The organism is Rhodococcus sp. OS5, assembly GCF_056837585.1.
Map to the genome: position 1 here is coordinate 616,570 of NZ_JBWWRK010000002.1, position 17,719 is coordinate 634,288.

Annotated in this window: 15 protein-coding genes and 3 pseudogenes; 8 read left to right on the forward strand and 10 right to left on the reverse strand. The window is 62.0% G+C overall.

Translation table 11 applies throughout. From position 1 onward, the window contains the following. Positions 1-9: 9 nt before the first annotated feature. The 5 genes and pseudogenes from ACVZUB_RS32960 to ACVZUB_RS32980 all read left to right on the forward strand — a co-directional run. Positions 10-765, forward strand: coding sequence for an SDR family NAD(P)-dependent oxidoreductase (locus ACVZUB_RS32960; RefSeq protein WP_482628712.1), 756 nt, complete (start codon positions 10-12; stop codon positions 763-765). Between the two features lie 444 nt (positions 766-1,209). Next, a complete protein-coding gene (locus ACVZUB_RS32965; RefSeq protein WP_482628713.1) occupies positions 1,210-2,421 on the forward strand; it encodes an acetyl-CoA C-acetyltransferase in 1,212 nt (403 codons plus the stop codon). Positions 2,422-2,480: 59 nt separating this feature from the next. Continuing rightward, the gene (locus ACVZUB_RS32970; protein ID WP_482628714.1) at positions 2,481-4,658 is read left to right on the forward strand and encodes a 3-hydroxyacyl-CoA dehydrogenase NAD-binding domain-containing protein; all 2,178 of its coding nucleotides are present in this window, start codon (positions 2,481-2,483) and stop codon (positions 4,656-4,658) included. 68 nt (positions 4,659-4,726) lie between these two features. Then, positions 4,727-5,221 (forward strand): hypothetical protein, encoded by a 495-nt coding sequence (locus ACVZUB_RS32975; RefSeq protein ID WP_482628715.1) that lies wholly within the window; start codon positions 4,727-4,729, stop codon positions 5,219-5,221. A 543-nt stretch (positions 5,222-5,764) separates the two neighbouring features. Further along, positions 5,765-6,100: pseudogene (locus ACVZUB_RS32980) on the forward strand (IS21 family transposase); the annotation flags it as partial. Between the two features lie 109 nt (positions 6,101-6,209). Here ACVZUB_RS32980 and ACVZUB_RS32985 read toward each other — a convergent pair. Together ACVZUB_RS32985 and ACVZUB_RS32990 are read right to left on the reverse strand one after the other, a co-directional pair. Next, positions 6,210-7,277 (reverse strand): hypothetical protein, encoded by a 1,068-nt coding sequence (locus tag ACVZUB_RS32985; protein ID WP_482628716.1) that lies wholly within the window; start codon positions 7,275-7,277, stop codon positions 6,210-6,212. Positions 7,278-7,728: 451 nt separating this feature from the next. Further along, the gene (locus ACVZUB_RS32990) at positions 7,729-8,874 is read right to left on the reverse strand and encodes an alkane 1-monooxygenase (RefSeq protein ID WP_482628717.1); all 1,146 of its coding nucleotides are present in this window, start codon (positions 8,872-8,874) and stop codon (positions 7,729-7,731) included. A gap of 292 nt (positions 8,875-9,166) precedes the next feature. Between ACVZUB_RS32990 and ACVZUB_RS32995 the strand changes: the two genes are divergently transcribed. Then, entirely contained in the window at positions 9,167-9,463 is a 297-nt protein-coding gene (locus tag ACVZUB_RS32995; protein WP_482628966.1) for an SDR family NAD(P)-dependent oxidoreductase, read from the forward strand. A gap of 186 nt (positions 9,464-9,649) precedes the next feature. Here ACVZUB_RS32995 and ACVZUB_RS33000 read toward each other — a convergent pair whose 3' ends face one another. The 5 genes and pseudogenes from ACVZUB_RS33000 to ACVZUB_RS33020 form a co-directional block, all read right to left on the reverse strand. Then, positions 9,650-9,817: a TetR family transcriptional regulator gene (locus ACVZUB_RS33000; protein WP_482628718.1), complete on the reverse strand. Its 168-nt coding sequence runs from the start codon at positions 9,815-9,817 to the stop codon at positions 9,650-9,652. A 171-nt stretch (positions 9,818-9,988) separates the two neighbouring features. Next, positions 9,989-10,807: an SDR family oxidoreductase gene (locus ACVZUB_RS33005; protein ID WP_482628719.1), complete on the reverse strand. Its 819-nt coding sequence runs from the start codon at positions 10,805-10,807 to the stop codon at positions 9,989-9,991. Positions 10,808-10,847: 40 nt separating this feature from the next. Continuing rightward, entirely contained in the window at positions 10,848-11,699 is an 852-nt protein-coding gene (locus tag ACVZUB_RS33010; RefSeq protein WP_482628720.1) for an alpha/beta fold hydrolase, read from the reverse strand. Next, entirely contained in the window at positions 11,696-12,721 is a 1,026-nt protein-coding gene (locus tag ACVZUB_RS33015) for an NADP-dependent oxidoreductase (protein ID WP_482628721.1), read from the reverse strand. The genes ACVZUB_RS33010 and ACVZUB_RS33015 overlap by 4 nt, the downstream gene beginning before the upstream one ends. After that, a pseudogene (locus tag ACVZUB_RS33020) lies at positions 12,718-13,637 on the reverse strand (alpha/beta fold hydrolase). Before ACVZUB_RS33020 ends, ACVZUB_RS33015 begins: the two are co-directional and overlap by 4 nt. 133 nt (positions 13,638-13,770) lie before the next feature. On the opposite strand from ACVZUB_RS33020, the gene ACVZUB_RS33025 reads away from it, so the two are divergent. Both ACVZUB_RS33025 and ACVZUB_RS33030 read left to right on the forward strand, forming a co-directional pair. Beyond that, the gene (locus tag ACVZUB_RS33025; RefSeq protein ID WP_482628722.1) at positions 13,771-14,400 is read left to right on the forward strand and encodes a TetR/AcrR family transcriptional regulator; all 630 of its coding nucleotides are present in this window, start codon (positions 13,771-13,773) and stop codon (positions 14,398-14,400) included. A gap of 266 nt (positions 14,401-14,666) precedes the next feature. Then, positions 14,667-15,614, forward strand: coding sequence for a DUF1254 domain-containing protein (locus ACVZUB_RS33030; protein WP_482628723.1), 948 nt, complete (start codon positions 14,667-14,669; stop codon positions 15,612-15,614). A 302-nt stretch (positions 15,615-15,916) separates the two neighbouring features. Here ACVZUB_RS33030 and ACVZUB_RS33035 read toward each other — a convergent pair. The 3 genes and pseudogenes from ACVZUB_RS33035 to ACVZUB_RS33045 form a co-directional block, all read right to left on the reverse strand. Beyond that, positions 15,917-16,401, reverse strand: a pseudogene (locus ACVZUB_RS33035) (DUF5956 family protein). A gap of 467 nt (positions 16,402-16,868) precedes the next feature. Further along, positions 16,869-17,444 (reverse strand): DUF6461 domain-containing protein, encoded by a 576-nt coding sequence (locus tag ACVZUB_RS33040; RefSeq protein ID WP_482628724.1) that lies wholly within the window; start codon positions 17,442-17,444, stop codon positions 16,869-16,871. Positions 17,445-17,469: 25 nt separating this feature from the next. Next, the gene (locus tag ACVZUB_RS33045; RefSeq protein WP_482628725.1) at positions 17,470-17,598 is read right to left on the reverse strand and encodes a hypothetical protein; all 129 of its coding nucleotides are present in this window, start codon (positions 17,596-17,598) and stop codon (positions 17,470-17,472) included. Positions 17,599-17,719: the final 121 nt, after the last annotated feature.

The following is a 17,719-nucleotide window of genomic DNA, read 5'->3' on the forward strand; positions in this document are numbered from 1 at the left end:
AGATCCACCATGTCGAACGTTCTCGAGGGCAAGATCGCCCTCGTCACCGGAGCCACTCGAGGTCTGGGCCGTGCGATCGCCCAGGCGCTGGCCGAGGCGGGCGCGACCGTTGTCGTGTCGAGCCGTAAGGCAGAGGCCTGCGAAGCGACGGCTCGCGAGATCACGGAGGCGACCGGAGCGCGGACGTTGGCACTGCCGCTCCACGTGGGCGAGTGGGATGCCATCGGACCGGCGCTGGCTCGTATCGAGGCCGAACTCGGACTGCTCGACGTCGTCGTCAACAACGCGGGTATCGCACCCGTCTCGCCGTCGCTGATCGAGCAGAGTGAGGCGTTGTACGACAAAACTATGGACGTCAATCTCAAGGGGCCGTTTCGTCTCATGGCGGTGGCCGGCGAGCAGATGGTCCGCGGCGGCGGCGGTTCGATCATCAATATCTCCAGCATCGGGTCCCAGCGCCCGAGTGCAGCCGAGGCCACCTACTCGGCGGCAAAGTCCGGCCTCAATGTGCTGACGCAGGCGTTCGCGCAGGAGTATGCGCCCACGGTGCGGGTCAATTGCCTCATGCCGGGCGCGTTTGCCACCGATATGGCCGAGAACTGGGACGAAGGCTTTGTCAGCGCCGTTGTCGGCGGCCTGCCGGCCGGGCGGCTCGGTAAGCCGGCCGAGCTCACGGGGATGGTCGTGCACCTGGCCAGTGATGCCAGTAGCTACACCACCGGCGCCGTGATCCCGATCGACGGTGGGCGGCTCGCGGTCTACTAGAACAGCACTGTTGCGGGACGGGCCGAGCATGCTGCGGCGGCAGAACACCTATTTGCCCGTGATCGAGCCCATGAACAACCCGTGCGCTCGACGCCGCTGATCTGTTTGATCCCGAAGTCGACATTGAACTGCCGGGAGAGAAGTCGCTCCTCGCCCTGGCCGCGCTGACGACCAATCCCCGGATTCATTCATCGCGCGACGGTGACGAGGACCTCGACGTCTTCGGCCGCCAGGATGTGGCCACACGTAGGAATTGTCCTTTTCCTGATCCCCGTTCCACCTCGCCGGCTGACCTCCGGTGTCGCCCCGTCAATCCCCACGCCACCCGGGGTCGTCGCTTTCTCCGCCGCAATCGCCATCGCAGGCCCTCCCCGCCACTGCGGCCGGCGACCCTGCACTCTTTTCCGGCCGCACCCAAGGACGTCATGACCAAAAGGAATCCCTGTGAGTGAACAAGCATTTATCTACGAGGCCATTCGCACGCCGAGAGGCAAGCTGCGAAAAGGCTCATTGAACAGTGTCAAGCCCGTCGACCTTGTGGTCGGGCTGATCCAGGAACTCGGAACCCGTTTTACTGCAATGGATCCCGCAGAAATCGACGACGTAATACTGGGCGTCGTCTCCCCGGTGGGCGAGCAGGGTGCAGTCATCGCGCGCACCGCGGCCCTGCTCGCGGGATTGCCGGATTCGGTGCCAGGCACGCAGGTCAACCGCTTCTGTGCGTCAGGTCTCGAGGCCACAAACCTGGCGGCGCAGAAAGTTGCATCCGGCTGGGACGACCTGGTGATCGCCGGCGGCGTCGAGTCGATGTCGCGCGTCCCGATGGGCAGCGACGGCGGCGCCATCTTCACCGACCCGGCGACCGCATACGACCTGTACATCGCCCCGCAGGGAATCGGCGCCGACCTCATCGCCACCGTCGAAGGTTTCACCCGCGAGGACATCGACGGTTACGCCGCGCAGTCACAAGAGCGCGCGGAAAATGCTTGGAACGCAGGCTATTTCTCCAAATCCGTGGTTCCGGTCCGGGACTTCAACGGGGTCGTCCTGCTCGATCACGACGAGCATCGCCGTCCGGGAAGTACCGTCGAGAGTCTGGGAATGCTCACGCCGGCGTTCGAAAAACTCGCGGCTACAACCGGTTTCGACGAGGTTGCGCTGCAGAAGTACGTCAACATAGAAAAGATCGACCACATCCACACCGGCGGTAACTCTTCGGGCATCGTCGACGGTGCCGCACTGGTGCTCGTCGGCAGCGAAGCCGCGGGTAAGCGCGGCGGCCTGACGCCACGCGGCCGCGTCGTGGCCACCGCCCAAACCGGTAGTGAACCGACGATCATGCTGACCGGACCGACCTCGGCCACCGAACTCGCTCTGAAGCGGGCCGGACTGACGGTGGCCGACATCGATGTCTTCGAACTCAACGAGGCCTTCGCCTCCGTAGTCATGAAGTGGATGAAGGATCTGAAGATCCCGCACGAGAAGACCAACGTCAACGGCGGGGCCATCGCGATGGGCCACCCACTCGGCGCTACCGGAGCCATGCTGGTCGGCACCGTGCTCGACGAACTCGAACGTACCGGCGGACGCTACGGCTTGATCACGCTGTGCATCGGCGGCGGCATGGGTATAGCCACCGTCATCGAACGAGTCTGAGTCTGCAACTCCCTCGGTCCGCTCCTCCCTCTGTTGAAGAGAAAGAACATACAGAATCAATGACTGACAACATGATCGGCTGGACGCTCGATACCGATGGCGTCCTCGTGCTCACGATGGACGACCCGAATCAGGGCGCCAACACGATGAATGCCCTGTACACGTCGTCAATGGCCGCGACAGTCGACCGACTCGAAGCCGAGAAGGACAGTTTCGTCGGCGTCGTGCTCACCTCGGCAAAGCGAACGTTCTTTGCCGGTGGTGACCTCAAGGACATGCAGGCTTGGGGACCGCAGGCGAAGAACCCGGTTTCGGCCACCGAGGTCACCACCCACCTCAACGAACTCAAGAAGGTGCTGCGGCGACTCGAGGTGCTCGGCAAGCCGGTGGTGTCCGCCATCAATGGCGCCGCACTCGGTGGCGGTCTGGAAATCGTGTTGCACACCCACCACCGCATCGCGGCCGACGTCAAGGGCAATCAACTCGGCTTACCCGAGGTCACACTGGGTCTGTTGCCCGGCGGTGGCGGAATCTCGCGTGTCGTACGGCTGCTCGGCATCCAGGCGGCGCTGGCAAACGTCCTGCTGCAGGGGCCGCGTCTGAGCCCGACGCGTGCGCTGGAGTTGGGTCTGATCGACCAGGTCGTTGGTTCGGTGGCGGAATTGCTACCGGCGGCCAAGGCCTGGATTCACGACCATGCCGATGCAGTACAGCCTTGGGACACCAAAGGATTCAAGATTCCCGGCGGCGGACCGGCGGATGCGAAGATGGCCCAGGTCCTACCGGTTATCCCGAGTCTCCTCCGTAAGCAACTCAAGGGTGCACCGATGCCGGCGCCACGCGCGATCATGGCTGCCGCGATCGAAGGCGCGCACGTCGACATCGACACTGCCGACGGGATCGAGACCCGCTACTTCGTCTCGTTGGTGACCGGCCAAGTGGCCCAGAACATGATCAACGCCTTCTTCTTCGACCTGCAGGCGATCAACGGTGGAGCGTCAAGGCCTGACGGTTACGACACGTTCACCGCAAAGAAGGTGGGCGTCATCGGAGCCGGAATGATGGGTGCCGCAATCGCGTACGTCTCCGCCCAAGCCGGAATCGACGTGGTACTCAAGGACATCTCGCTCGACGCTGCGGCGAAAGGCAAGCAGTACGCGGTAGCGCTGGAGGCCAAAGCGCTCGCCCGCGGCAAGACCACGGCGGAGAAGTCCGAACAACTCCTCGCCCGAATCACACCGACCACCTACGCCGCCGATTTCGCGGGCGTCGACCTGGTAATCGAAGCCGCATTCGAATCGGTCGAAGTCAAACACCAGGTATTCCAAGAAATCGAGAACATCGTCGAACCCGACGCGGTGCTCGGATCCAACACCTCCACCCTGCCGATCACCATCCTGGCCGAAGGAGTTGCGCGCTCGGAAGACTTCATCGGAATCCACTTCTTCTCCCCAGTGGACAAGATGCCGCTGGTCGAGATCATCAAAGGCGCCAAGACGTCGGATGCGGTGTTGGCCAAAGTCATCGACTACATCCTGCAGATCCGCAAGACCCCCATCGTGGTCAATGACAGCCGTGGGTTCTTCACCTCCCGCGTCATCGGCAAGTTCCTCGACGAGGCGATGGCCGCCGTCGGCGAGGGCGTGAACCCCACGTTCATCGAGCAAGCAGGCGCACAGGCCGGATACCCGGCACCGCCACTGCTGTTAATGGACGAACTGACACTCACACTGCCGCAGAAGATCCGCAAAGAAACCGAGCGGGCACTGCTCGCCGCAGGCGAGACCGTTCCATTCCACGGTTCCAACGCCGTCATGGATCGGATGGTCGGTGAACTCGAGCGCCCCGGGCGATCCGGCGGCGGCGGTTTCTACTCGTACGACAAGAGTGGCAAGCGGGTCGGCATCTGGCCCGGTCTGCGTGAAGCGTTCGAGTCCGGGTCCACGGAAATTCCGTTCGAGGACATGAAGGAGCGAATGCTGTTCGCCGAAGCGCTCGAGACCGTGCGATGCTTCGACGAAGGTGTTCTGGAGACGGTCGCGGACGCCAACATCGGCTCGATCTACGGCATCGGGTTCCCCGCCTGGACCGGCGGCGTGATCCAGTACATCAACCAATACAACGGTGGCCTGCCTGGCTTCGTCGACCGCGCGCGTGATCTGGCGTCGAAGTACGGCAGTCACTTCGAGCCGCCGCAATCCCTGGTCGACAAGGCCGCTGCCGGCCACAAGTACTGATAGTTCGGAGCTGACGTGGCCTGCCTCGGCTCGAGGAGAACCCCGGCCACGCGCGCCTGCAACGACTGGTGGCCGTCGCCGAAGCCGCTTATCGCGAGACTCGCGATCTCTACGACTCCACTCCCGGCGGCCAGAAGGAACTCCGCACGGCAATAGCCGCTGAACCCGATCCGGAGCGCGTCGCCGAGCTGAGGGGACCGCTGGCCGCCGGAGAGCAGCTGCGCGCCGAACAAACCGAGGCACTGCGCCGCGTGCAAGGTGGCGTGGACAATGACAACGCGAGAGACGAGAGAGGGGAACACGATGGACGAACCGATGATGCAGGAACGCCGCGAGAGGTTTTGGAGGAAGTACGGCTGGAGTCCGGAACTGCCGGAGGACGAGAGGAAGGCGATCGAAGCATGCTTTCCGGACTGGGGGATCGAGGAAGCCGAAGCCTTCGGCTTCTGATAAGTGGGTACCAGATCCAACCGGTCACCGACCACACACTCTCCGCTGACGAACGCGCACGTTTCGCCGCGCGCGGATTATCCGCTCCCACGCTCTACGAACTCGCCTGCTGACGCCAGCGTCAACCGCGAGTAGATGCTCGACCTCACCCACGAGAATCCTCACGCCGCGTCGGTCCACGTCTACAACGAAGGGCAGGGTCAGCCAGTTGCGGACTGCTGCGTAGTCGGTATCGAGGCCTCGACGAAGCGATGCAAGTGCGGGGTGATCATCTGCCGAGACGGTAGAAAGCCGCGAGTTCAATTGTCTACCAAGGCGTTTAGTGGGCATCTCCGCGAACGAAGTGACCTGCCCTGCAGTTGCTTCAAGATGTGGGCAGCTGGCAAGGAACTGCTTGAGTCCGATCTGTTCGTCGTCGGTGAGGTTGTCTTCAGTGTCGTAGCATCCAGGAGGTGATCCGTCGGACCGTCGGTATCTGCTTTCTGGCTGGCGCAGCGCCGATGGTGCGCAGCGCCGATGGTGCGCAGCGGACGAAGGTAGTCGCGGACGGAGCTGTCACTGTCGATGGCAGGTGAAAACTGATCAAGGTACGGGCACTTCAATATTGACCCCTGACCGCCGATCCTGGCTTTAGTCGAGCCAGGAGGGACGAAGGGATGCTGTCCGTGGAAGATTGGGCCGAAATCTGGCGTCTGCATCGAAGCGAAAGACTGCCGATCAAGGCAATCGCTCGCCTGATAGGCGTTTCTCGCAACACGGTCCGCTCGGCGTTAGCCGCCGACGGGCCACCGAAATACCAACGCGCCAAATCTGGTTAGGTCGTCGACGTCGTCGAACCTCGCATCCGGGAATTGCTCCACGAGTTCCCGACGATGCCAGCAACGGTGATCGCCGAACGCATCGGAAGGGAGCACTCAATCCGCACCCTGAGCACCAGGGTCGCCGAACTCCGACCGGCGTATCTGCCACCGGATCCGGCTTCCCGAACCACGGTAGATCACCGGCTGAGCGCCTTAGAAATCAACGTGCACTTAGGCGCGTTGAGCAGGTGGCGGGACTGGCCATTCACCCAGAACACCAGTCCCGCCATCAGTTATCCAATCACACGCTGCCGCGCACTATTGCGCGCGTGCTGGCCTTGTGTGTCGAATCTGCGACACCGATGATATCGCGCAGTAACGCCATGTGTTGGGCGAGCATGGAGACCCACGACTCTTCGACGACATCCACGACCAATGGCCACTCGTGCGCCTCAGCGGCGTACCGGAGTGCGAGATGCGGTGTCTGCGTTCGGCGATGATGGTGCGCCAGCGCGATCATGCGCTCACTGCGTGCGGTGTCTTGCACAGGGGGGTGTCGACTCAACAGTGCTCGCAGAGGTGCCGTCATCGTCCACGTCCGAGGCATGTCTTCCGAAGGTTCTACTGCGAGAAGAATTCCCGACTGTTCGAACGCCAGGAGGTCTTCGGTGGTCGTTGCGTTGTCGGTGAGCACTGCCGCGACATCGGAATCGATCAGATGCGCAATGGACAACGCCTCGAGGAGAATCCCGGGACGGCTACTACGCCCGCCGGGTGTGAGGGTCGCGAGGTAGCGGCCGACACATCGCTCCGCGGCGGCACGCCACTGCTCGGGCGACCCTGACGCGGCAACGGGGCGGAGTGCCAGCTCGGTGATCGTATCCATCGCGACGCTTGGTATTCCGGCCGTGCTGTGGTGAATCTTCTCGGCGACCGATGCGGGGAGACCGACGCTGGAGGCGAGGGCGTGGACGTCGTCCTCGGTGAAGACGAGGTCGTCCGCACTTATGGCGTGGACCGTCAGGCCGTATTTCTGGGCAGCACATTCCAGACGACGGTGTGTTGTGGGAACGATCAGATCGACATGGTCGTACTGGGCGAGAAGATCGAGAAGGTAGGAGTCGGCACTGGGATCCACGGTCGGGCCTGAATGCAGGAAGGTCAGAACGAGCCGTCTCGTGGCCGGCTCTGTGCTGTCGATGAGGTTGTGGATGTCGTCGGTCGCTTCGCGGATCGGACGGCTTATCGTTGCTGCGGAGGCAGCTCGGGGGGACCCCGATGTCGCCCACGCTCGTAGCAAGGCATCAGCGGGGGATCCAAGGAGGCAATGGACTGTGGTGAGGCGGGCTGGAGTGTCGAGGCTAGCCATTGCCCTGTGCCGCACTGGCACTGATTCGAGGGCGGTGAGGGTTTCAGTTGCCCACGCCTGAGTCTGTGTCGAGAACACCAACAGTCCTTTCCTTTTTTGTGCTTGAGAAGGAGCCGGCTCGAGAAAATCGCGCAAGTTCCTCCGTATGTGTATCGGGATCCACGACGATGTGCAGTCTCACCCGCGCTTCATCCATGAATTCACCCGCACGTTCACCCTCGAACCTCGCACCAGTAGACAAGGGAGGAGTGGGTCGAAGCAGAGGCGACCCCTATCGAGCTGATTGCCGGCAGATCCGAATTGGGTGTGCAAGCTATTTGCTGCCTGATAGTTGCCTTGGCGACTATTGCCGTCACGAAGCGTTGACGGAGACGTCGTGGTCATCACTCGTACGAAGTCCCCATCGTCAGAGGCCGTCGCGAGGGTGGCCTGGTCGACTACCAGGGGCTGGTCAGCCGATGTTGATTCGTTCTGTGTCGCCCTCGTAGTAGTCCAACAATCTCTGATCCATCACCCGGCGCCACAGTGGTGGAATCCACGCGATCACGATCATCACTGCGTAGCCGGCCGGAAGTTGCGGCGCTTCGGCCGCGCTACGCAGACTTTGGTACCGCAGCTTCGGGTTGGCGTGGTGATCGCTGTGCCGCTGGAGTTGGTAGAGAAACAGATTGCTCACGACGTGATCGCTGTTCCAACTGTCAGCGGGGCTGGCGCGAACGTACGAGCCGTCGGCACGCTTGCCACGCAGCAGGCCGTAATGCTCGAGGTAGTTCGCGGCTTCGAGGAAGGTGAATCCGGCAACTGCCTGCAGCAGGAGCCAGGGCGCGACCTCCCAACCGAAGATACCGATCAGCGTCGCGAAGAGGACAACACTCATCGCCCAAGCGTTGAGAATATTGTTCTCGAAGCTCCAGGTTCGTTTGCCTTTCCTCTGGAGTCGAGCGCTCTCGATGCGCCATGCCGAACGCAGCCCGCCGAACACACTTCGTGGCAAGAACCTCCAGAAGCTCTCACCGAACCGTGAGCTGGCCGGGTCCTGCGGAGTAGCTACACGCACATGGTGGCCGAAATTGTGTTCCACGTAGAAGTGCCCGTAGAGAGATTGCGCAAGCGCCACTTTCGCGAGCCACTGTTCGATCTTCTCGCTCTTGTGGCCGAGCTCGTGGGCCGCGTTGATACCGACGCCGGCGACGACGCCCACCGTGAACGACATCGCGATCTTCTCCGCGATTCCCATCGGAGCGTTGATCCAGCACCAGCAGGCGAAGACCAGACCGGCGTATTGCAAGGGGAGGAACGCGTAAGTGCACCAGCGGTAGTAGCGGTCCTTCTGCAGTCGTGGGATCGCATCGTCCGGCGGACTTTCGCCGTCTTCACCGGCCAGCATGTCGATGATCGGGATGACGATGACCAGCAGCCACGCGCCGGTCGCCCAGAACAATCCGAGACGAAGGTTGTCGACGAGAAACCAGGAGATGAACGGGCTGAGTGGAATCAGCAATCCGAGCGGCCACAGGTACCTTTTGCGGTCGCGCCACAATGGCGTTTCGACTGCCCTCGCAACATTCCCGCGGTGTGTACTACTAGGGAATGTCATCGGTAGTGTGGCCTTTCGAATTCTGCCAGAGGGATCTCGCTCAGACCCGAGGACCGACCAGTATCCGCGAGCTAGGGATCATGGACACCTGTCAAAGTCCTATCGATTTCACATTCGCATCCGTTAGCGGATAGAAGGTTCGACGCTGAGCCCACTGACTGAGGCTGACGAACGGCTAGGTCAAGAGCTTTGTCATTCACCGAACTCTGCGGCTGCGAGATGGCTCGTCGAGGCACGCGGTCTCCGATGACTCCTCTGTATCCCCGGTGAGTACGGGTGGTCACTGGCGACGATATGGGCAGCGAGAAATCGATCAGGCGGACTTGATGCGCTTACACGCATCGCTGCCGTGGAGAACGCTGCAGCCAAGATCCGGGTCAATTCAATTGCGCCAGGCTTAGTAGACACACCGATGTTCCGAAGGGATAGCTCCCCGGAACTCGAGAAGGCCGTCCTGTCCAGGATCCCAATGGGACGTATGGGTCTACCCGAGGACATTGCTTCGGCCGCAGTCTTTCTCGCATCCGACGAATCCTCGTTCGTTACAGGTATCGACATGCCTGTGGACGGCGGGTATCTTATCCTTTAACCGATCGCCGAACTTGGCATGCAGAAGTTGACTGCAGCGACAGCAGCAGAATCTCCCCCGGCGTTGTATCGTCGGACGGCCAGGTGAGCGAGCTTAAACAGGTGTTCGACCTGTCCGAGGGTTGGGCGCCGAGATTGTCTTCTCCTGATCTGCCGAGCAGCAACGAGCGTCTCCGTGAATTCCCACCTACTTGTCTGCGACCGATGAGCCGTGGAAGCCTCGTTTGGTCGAGAAGTAGTGGTAGAGAAGTGCCGGCGACGCACCTGCTTCGGTTGCGATCTCTTCGACAGATTTGCGCAAACTCCTTCTCGGCTGTGGTTTGAACACCGAGGAAGAGACTGCGATCTCTGCCATTCGATGCCAATCGCAGTCGACGCAACTTCTTGCCGTACGTTTCGCGACGGGACGATCGCTACCGTCGTGTGGGCGAGAACTCTCGTATCGGCACGGAAAACGTGCAGCCGAGGTGACGTCAGCGAGTAGCGGCACTGTTTCCCCGGCGGCACGAATGAGGTAGGAGTGCGGTCAGGTGGTCACTGCGGCGAGGAGCCTGTCGGTGATCGCTGTGGGTGTTACTGCTACGGCGAGCTTTTGGATGCGGCTGGCGGTGTCGAGGATGTAGCGGCGTTTGGGGTGCGGTGAGGTCAGGGCGTGGTGGACGGCTGTGGTGACGCGCTTGGGGGGAGCTGCGATCTGTTGCATTCGCCCCAAGAGGGTGCGGCTGCCGGCGAGGTGCGCTGCGTAGAGTTCCCTGTTTTCCGGGCTCAGCTGTGCGGTCATGGCGTCGTAGTCGTCGAGCATTCCCTCCCACATGTCGGTTCGGATCGGCCCGGGTTCGATCAGTGAGACGGGGATTTTCCAGGGACGCAGTTCCATTCGTAGTGCGTCGGCGAGGGATTCGATTGCATACTTCGATGCGCTGTACGCGCCGGTGCCGGGGGTGGTGATCAGGCCGCTGACCGAGGACATGAACGCGATGCGGCCCTGTGCTGCTCGGATCGCGGGTAGCACGGCTTGGATGACGGCGATCTGTGAGACGACGTTGACATCGAGTTGGTGGGTGAGGTCGTCGATCGAGAGGGCCTCGATCGGGCCACTGACGATGATGCCTGCGTTGTTGACCACCGCATCCAGTTCGGCAGGAAGATGTGTCGGCAGTGCTGCGATCGCTGTTCTGTCGGTGATGTCGAGGGGGACGGCGTGGACGTTGTGCAGCTGGCCGAGGCGGGTGAGCGCCGTTTCGGAGCGGGCGGTGGCGTAGACGGTCCACCCGGCCTCGCTCATGCGCTGGGTGATGGCGAGGCCGATTCCTCGGCCTGCTCCTGTGACGAGTACTGAGGGCATATGTCCTTTTCCGATCCGGGGTGGGTGTGCCGAGAGGTGGTCAGTGGCCGAGGAATTCGACTGCGACGTGAGCGAATCGGTCGTGGTGTTGGAAGATCCCGCCGTGGCCGGAGTCGGGATAGATGATGAGTTCGGATCCGGCGATGCGGCGGTGCAGGTCTTGCGAGAGTGGGGTGGGGACCATGCGGTCGTTGTCCCCGTTGGCGATGAGGGTGGCGGCGGTGATGCGGGAAAGGTCCGATGGGGCGGAGCGTCCATATTCTTTGATGGCAGCGAGTTGGGTCCGCAGCACTGATATTTTGACGGCGGTGTCACGGTCGGTGCTGCGTTCGTTCAAACGCCGGATGAATGCCTTGGCTGCGGTCTTGCCGGCGGGGTTGCGGTTGAAGAACAAAAATTCCTTGGGGTCCGCCCGTACGAGTGTTGCGCGCAGAATATCGAAGTATGTTGTCCGAGCGACCTTGTCGATGTCCTTGCCGCCGCGAGGTCCGGTGCCGGTGAGGACGAGTTTGCGGACCAGGTGTGGGTGTTCGAGGATCAGGTCTTGGGCTATGAAGCCGCCCATGGAGAAGGTGAACAGGTCGATCGTGTCGAAGCCGAGCGCGGTGATGAAGGTGTAGGCGTCGGCGGCCATTGCTTCGATGGTGTCGGGGACTTTTCCGGTGGATGCGCCGACGCCGACGTTGTCGAAGGTGACGACGTGACGGTTCTGTGCGATGGCGTCGACGATGCGGGGGTCCCAGTTGTCCAGGTTGGCGGTGAGGTGGACGAGGAAGACGACGGGGAGACCGCCTGTGGGCCCCAGTTCGCGGTAGGCGTAGGTGTTTCCGCCCGCGGTGATGGTCTTGGTCGGTGCGGATGCGTAGGCGCCCTGGTTGTTCGAGGTGTTCATGTGGGGTTCTCCGAGGTGGTTCGGGCGGTGGGCAGGGTGATGACGGCTTTGCCTCGGATACGTCCCGATGCAAGAGCTGTGAGTGCGTCTGGTGTTTCGCCGAAGGGGTAAGTCCTCCCGACGATCGTCCGGATGGCGCCGTCGTCGACGAGTTCGGTGATGCGACGTAGTTGTTCGCCGCTGGCGCGCATGAAGAGAAATTCGTAACTCACGCCCGCTTTCGCGGCATGTCTGCGTATCTTGCGGCTCAGGGCGGTGATCGCGAGTCGAACGATCGGATTGAGCCCGGCGCTGCTTGCGAAGGCAGGGTCGGGTGGGCCCGCGATTCCTATTGCCGTTCCGCCCGGGCGAAGTATGTGTAGTGACCGTTCGAGGTTGTCTCCGCCGAGGCTGTCGAGGACCACGTCGTAGCCGGTCAGGGCTTTCTCGAAGTCCTCGGTGCGGTAGTCGATGACGACGTCGGCGCCGAGGTCGCGGACGAAGTCGGCGTTGGCGGCGCTGGCGGTGGTGGCGACGGTTGCTCCGAGGTGTTTGGCGAGCTGGATCGCGATCGATCCGACTCCGCCTGCTCCGGTATGGATCAACACTTTTTGTCCGGGCTGCACATTCGCTCGCTCGACGAGCGCCTGCCAGGCGGTGAGCGCGACGAGGGGCAGTGAGGCGGCCTCGACAGCACTGATCGATGTAGGTGCCAGCGCGAGATCATCTTCGTGAACGGCGATGCGTTCGGCGAAGGTGCCGATGCGGCCGTCGCGGGGGCGCGCATAGACCTCGTCGCCGACGGAGAACCCTCGGACGCGCGCACCGACTCCGATGACGCTGCCTGCCAGGTCGTGCCCGAGGGTCAATGGCGTGCGATAGTGCAGTAATTGTTTGAACTCGCCGGTGCGGATCTTTTCGTCGAGTTGGTTGAGGCCCGCTGCTTGGATCTCGACGAGCACATCGTGGTCACCGACGATCGGTTCCGGTGCCACCGTTTCCCGGAGCGGTTGCTTGTACCCGGTGAAGGCGAACGCTCTCACGACTGACCACCTGTCTTTATCTCGTTGGCCGAGGAACCTGCTGTGGCGGAATGAGTTTCGCCGAGGAAAGCCAGTACTGCCGGTACGAATTCGCGGTGGTACTGGAATATGCCGCCGTGTCCTGATCTCGGGTAGATCGTCAGCTGCGAATTCGGGAGACGCCGTGCGAGGTCGGCGGAGTGCGAACGGCGACCATCAGGTCGTTGTCGCCGTTCGCGACGAACACGGGCACAGTGATCCGAGATAGGTTGTCGGGTGCTGCTTTCCCTCCTCCGATGATCGCTTGGAGTTGAGCGAGGCGCGCCTGCATCGAGATGGGCTTGTCGCGGTCGACGACGCGTTCGGCGAGTCTGGCGAAATAGTTGTCGGCGGCGCGCTTTCCTTCCTCTGTGCGGGGGAAGAAGAGAAAGTGCCGTGCGTCCTTCCGGGCGAGGGCGGCCTTGAGGTAGGCAAGTCCCACGATCCTGCCCATCGAATCGATGCCGCCGCCGCCGCGTGGGCCTGTGCCGGCCAGCACCATGCGCCGAACCAGCGCCGGATTCTGCAGGGCGAGCATCTGGGCTACCCCGCCGCCGAGTGAGAACCCGAGCAGATCGACGCTGTCGTGGCCGAGCGCGCGAACGAACGTCGCTGCATCGCGTCCCATCTGTTCGAGATCGGAAGGAACGGCCGAGTCGGTGGTACCGACACCGCGGTTGTCGAACGTGATGACGTGGTGGTGCACGGCGATACCGTCGACGAGGCGGGGATCCCAGTCATCGAGGACGGCGGCGAAGTGGTGCAGGAACACCACCGGAACGCCGCCCCGTGGGCCGAGTTCGCGGTAAGTGAAGTTCACGCCGCCGGCGCGGACGTATTTCGTCGGGGCCGTGGCCCAGGTGTGGTCGCCGGAAGGCTCGCCGCGGTGGGTTGGCATGTCTGTCCTCGATCCGAATGGAGGGGCCTGACTGTCAGGCGCCAATTGAATTACGTCCATACTATTATGGTCGTAAGGCTATCGGATACACTGCGGTAGAGCAAGGCATACAACAGCACGGAGGGTGATCGGCATGGCGAGATACGACAGTGAACACAAGGCACAGACACGTGCTCGGGTGGTGGAAGCGGCGGGTCGGCGCCTGAAGAAGGATGGGATCGACGGCGCTGGCGTGAGTGCGTTGATGTCCGACGCCGGGTTGACGAACGGCGCCTTCTACGCACACTTCGCATCGAAGGACGAGCTCGTCGCAGTGGTCATCGCCGATCAACTGGCAGCGCAACTCAATACGCTCGAATCCCTTCCTGACGACGGACACTCGCTTCAGGCCTACATCGAAGGCTATCTGTCGTCGAAGCACCGTGACCAGCGTGAAAACGGATGCCCCTCCGCTGCTCTGCTCAGCGAGATCAGTCGTGCGAAACCGCTTGTGCAGCAATCATTCACGGACGGTCTTGAGGCCATGATCGCTGTCGTTGCACGCCGTACCCACATCGACGACACGGCCGCCGCGAGGACCTTGGCAATCGGGCTGATGTCCACCCTGATCGGCACCGTGCAACTCTCACGGGCGGTGTCGGACCTGACGCTCTCCCATGAGATTCTCTCAGCGGGCCTCGCGAATGCATTTCGTCTGCTCGAAGACTCAACCACACCGAGCGAAACAACCACTGAGACAACCACACGCACGCCCCAGCCCTGAGGAAATGAACCTTCGGGTTCACGGCAAAGGCGCGGGTTTGAGCGTATGGACGTTAACCACGACGATGCAACGCACCGTTAGCGGTGGTTGACCCCACATCAGGTGTTGTCGGCTGGCGGTGGCGTCGTTTCGGAGCGCCTACTCGGTTAATGAGGCAGATCCGGCGGATATCGCGAGGAGTGAATTCATCCGTGGTGGGCGAGGACAGTGGTTGGTCGGCCGGTTAGCGTCGGCATTGAATGTGTCGAGTCGAGAAGGGGTGCCCTGTGGCTGAGATCGTGACCCGAGAGAATTTCGTCGAGGCGGAAACCGCGCACTATTTTCGGGAGCAGCTGGCCAAGGCGCCGGTCAACGAGTACTCCCACTCCAGGGTGCCGGTGAACGTCGAAACCCAGGTCGTGATCCGGTCGAACGTGGACCTGATCTATTCCTCCGCTGTCGTCGATGTGAGCGAGGAGGCCACATTTTCGCTCGCGGCGTCGGACGAGTATCAGATAGCGCAGATCATCGACGAAAACCATTACGTTGTCGGTGTGGTGTACCCCGGTGAGTCGATGACGGTGCGCAACGTGGACCTCTCTGCTGGCACTCACGTGTATGTCGGGGGCCGCACCGCGACCGTCGGCGGGTTCGAGCGCGCCCACGAGTTGCAGGACGCACGCCGCATTACCGCATCTACCTCCCGCCCGTATCGGGGTCGGGAATTCGACGAGGACACACGTAAGTCAGTCGGTGCCGAGTTGGAAACCCATGCCGCAGAAGCGGATTTCTCCCAGGCGTTCGGTACGCCCGCTGGTACCGACCCCTACCAACATCTGTTGGGTGCGCGCCTGGGCTGGGGTGGTTTGCCGCCCTCGGACGCCCAGTATTTCCAGGCGGCGGCCACCTCGTCCGGTGCTGATGTGTGGACTTTCGATGTTCCGCCGCTGGACTACGAGCACAACGGGTATTTCTCGGTGATCAAGTACGACGGGATGGGCTGGCTCGATGTCGACCGTCCTGGCCTGTCCGACAGCGAACTGGTGCGCAACGACGACGGCACCGTCAGTGTTTGGTTCGGCGACGGCCGGATAGCGGACAAGCCGAATGTCATTCGCGCGACCGAGGGGCAGAAGTTCTACTACGGCATGCGCGTCTACCGTCCACGCGATGTCGAGGAAACTCGTCAATTCATCGAAAAAGTGCGGTCGATGCCGCTCAGGCCGGTCGACTGACGGCTAGAGCGTCGTGCGGGACGTCGAAGCGATCCTTCGAGCCTGAATAAGGTCGGCGCTTTCCGAACCGGTGGTACGGACGAGTCCAGCTGATGAGGAATAGCGCACATTTCGCATACTGCACATCCGCCAGTCAACCTGCCAGGTCGTCACTGAGTCAGTCCCACAGCACAATTGAGGAATATTCATTGTAGACAGCTGGTGGTTGCATTGGAGCCCGTTTCCGCAACCTGTCCGTGAGTGACTGTGGATGATCGTGCAACAGATTTGGTCAGGCTGAGACCGCCGACCAGCGACACTCGTCAGGAAGTCGGCGGTATCTGGCTGACCAGTGATTCGTATATTCGCTCTATTACTCTCAGGACTTCGGCTGGTTCGATGAATTGGTTCTTCTCGCGCAGAGCATGTTCCAGCTCTTCGCCATCGCGAACGCTCTCAGGCACCAGCACGTGCCATGTGTACCCCCGAGGTTGCAAACGAACTCCGGCCTCGGCGAGGTAGGAGTTGACGTCGTCGTTGACGGTCCGCAGGTCTTCTTCGGTAAAGGGCTCGACTCGTCTTCCTCGGGTTCTTTGTTCGGGTCACCGCGAGTAACCAGTACCGGCGGGTGCGCGGATGCCGGATACGGTGTCCTGTAGCACCGGCTTGGCCCCGCAACCCACGCGGTCAACGCTCCGTGTCCATTCGAAATGACGCTGACGTAGCGACCCGCAGGCAGTGTGCTGGGCGCCTGACCGTCGACCTCGGACAACGGATACTCGCTCCAGTGCTGCGCCATGTCGTCCATTTTGGTCGATCTGAGAACGCACCGGTAGGTGGACAGATTCACAGCGTTCCGTCCCGCGGCTGATGATTATCGCACGTTTCGAATACCGCACATCCGCCAGTCGACCTCCCCGGCCGTCACTGATCTGGAGCAGCAACGTATTCGAGGAGGCTTTCAGATGATCGCAGGTGGTTGGATCTGGTGGCTTCCACTGCCGTGGGAATGGCGGATAGCGCTCTCCGAGGTGACTCCGTGCGAGTTCGGAGGCACACAGTGTTACTGAAGCCCTGGTAGATATGACGAAGCCGCCGGAACCTGAAGGTGTCCAGCGGCTTCACAGGGTCGGTGCCCGTCTTGCGCCTCTCGGCAAGTGGCCGCTCGAAGCGGCATTTCTTTCGGTGGTACCCGGGGCAAAGAACGTCAGCACCGACAGCCTCTACAACGAGCATCCCCGCAGAGTTATTCCGGTGCGCTGACCTGCATCGAGGTCAGTCGTCACTGCCGGCCACGAAGGTCGACGTCGACAAGAATTCGGGGGTGATTTGCACGCCGGTGTAGTTCGCGGCCATCGCAAAGGACGCTTCGATGAGGTGGAATTTCCCGTCCGGCGTCGGTCCTTCACCGTCGGGGTCGAGCCCGACCTCTCTCATCCGCGATTGCCACGCCTCCGGTATCGGGTCCAGGCGCAGGAGAGGATCGAAGTTCACCGTACGAACCCCGTCCTGCCACAGGACGAACGAGTAACCTGCCTCGACATTGCTCGAGTGTGTGAGCACTTCACGTCCCGCCGACAGAGGCGCCATCAGTGCGTCGTCCGTGCCGGCTGACGCCATCGGAGCGATCGCGATCGTCCAGTTCCCCAATGCCGCGGTGCCGACGATCGAAAATTCTTCCCATCCGAGTTCGTTGACGCCATGGAGTCCGCGGAATTCCCCCAGGTCGCGCACGGTCATCGCTTCGATCACGGCGGTCGGCGTTGCGTCGCGCACGTAGGTCACGTGCAGCCCGTTCTCGGTCCAGGGGTAGTCGCGGAAGAGCCATTCGTAGTCGCGATACGTTTTCATGCGTAGGTCCTCCCGAGAGATTCCGTCATTTCCTGGTGATGATCGTCCGCAACACGAAACGGAACACGACCGCGGTACCGGCCCCGACCGCGACGCCGGCCACCACGTCGGCCAGGAGAATTCCGACGGTGACACCGAGGACTGTGGCGGCCACGATCGCCAACGCGACATCGGTAGGCGACGGCCGAGGGTTGGTGATCGCACTTCCCCTTCCGCGACAGTCGACGACGTACTCGCACAGATCATCACACGGCGTTTGGCGCGGAAGTCGGACC

What these genes read in the sequence shown, in the direction of transcription:
- ACVZUB_RS33000 (WP_482628718.1), bottom strand. Translation starts at nt 9,817, where the DNA reads ATGGCAGAGATCGCAGTCTCTTCCTCGGTGTTCAAACCACAGCCGAGA.
- ACVZUB_RS32960 (WP_482628712.1), top strand. Translation starts at nt 10, where the DNA reads ATGTCGAACGTTCTCGAGGGCAAGATCGCCCTCGTCACCGGAGCCACT.
- ACVZUB_RS32970 (WP_482628714.1), top strand. Translation starts at nt 2,481, where the DNA reads ATGACTGACAACATGATCGGCTGGACGCTCGATACCGATGGCGTCCTC.
- ACVZUB_RS32990 (WP_482628717.1), bottom strand. Translation starts at nt 8,874, where the DNA reads ATGACATTCCCTAGTAGTACACACCGCGGGAATGTTGCGAGGGCAGTC.
- ACVZUB_RS33005 (WP_482628719.1), bottom strand. Translation starts at nt 10,807, where the DNA reads ATGCCCTCAGTACTCGTCACAGGAGCAGGCCGAGGAATCGGCCTCGCC.
- ACVZUB_RS32985 (WP_482628716.1), bottom strand. Translation starts at nt 7,277, where the DNA reads ATGGCTAGCCTCGACACTCCAGCCCGCCTCACCACAGTCCATTGCCTC.
- ACVZUB_RS33025 (WP_482628722.1), top strand. Translation starts at nt 13,771, where the DNA reads ATGGCGAGATACGACAGTGAACACAAGGCACAGACACGTGCTCGGGTG.
- ACVZUB_RS33010 (WP_482628720.1), bottom strand. Translation starts at nt 11,699, where the DNA reads ATGAACACCTCGAACAACCAGGGCGCCTACGCATCCGCACCGACCAAG.
- ACVZUB_RS33040 (WP_482628724.1), bottom strand. Translation starts at nt 17,444, where the DNA reads ATGAAAACGTATCGCGACTACGAATGGCTCTTCCGCGACTACCCCTGG.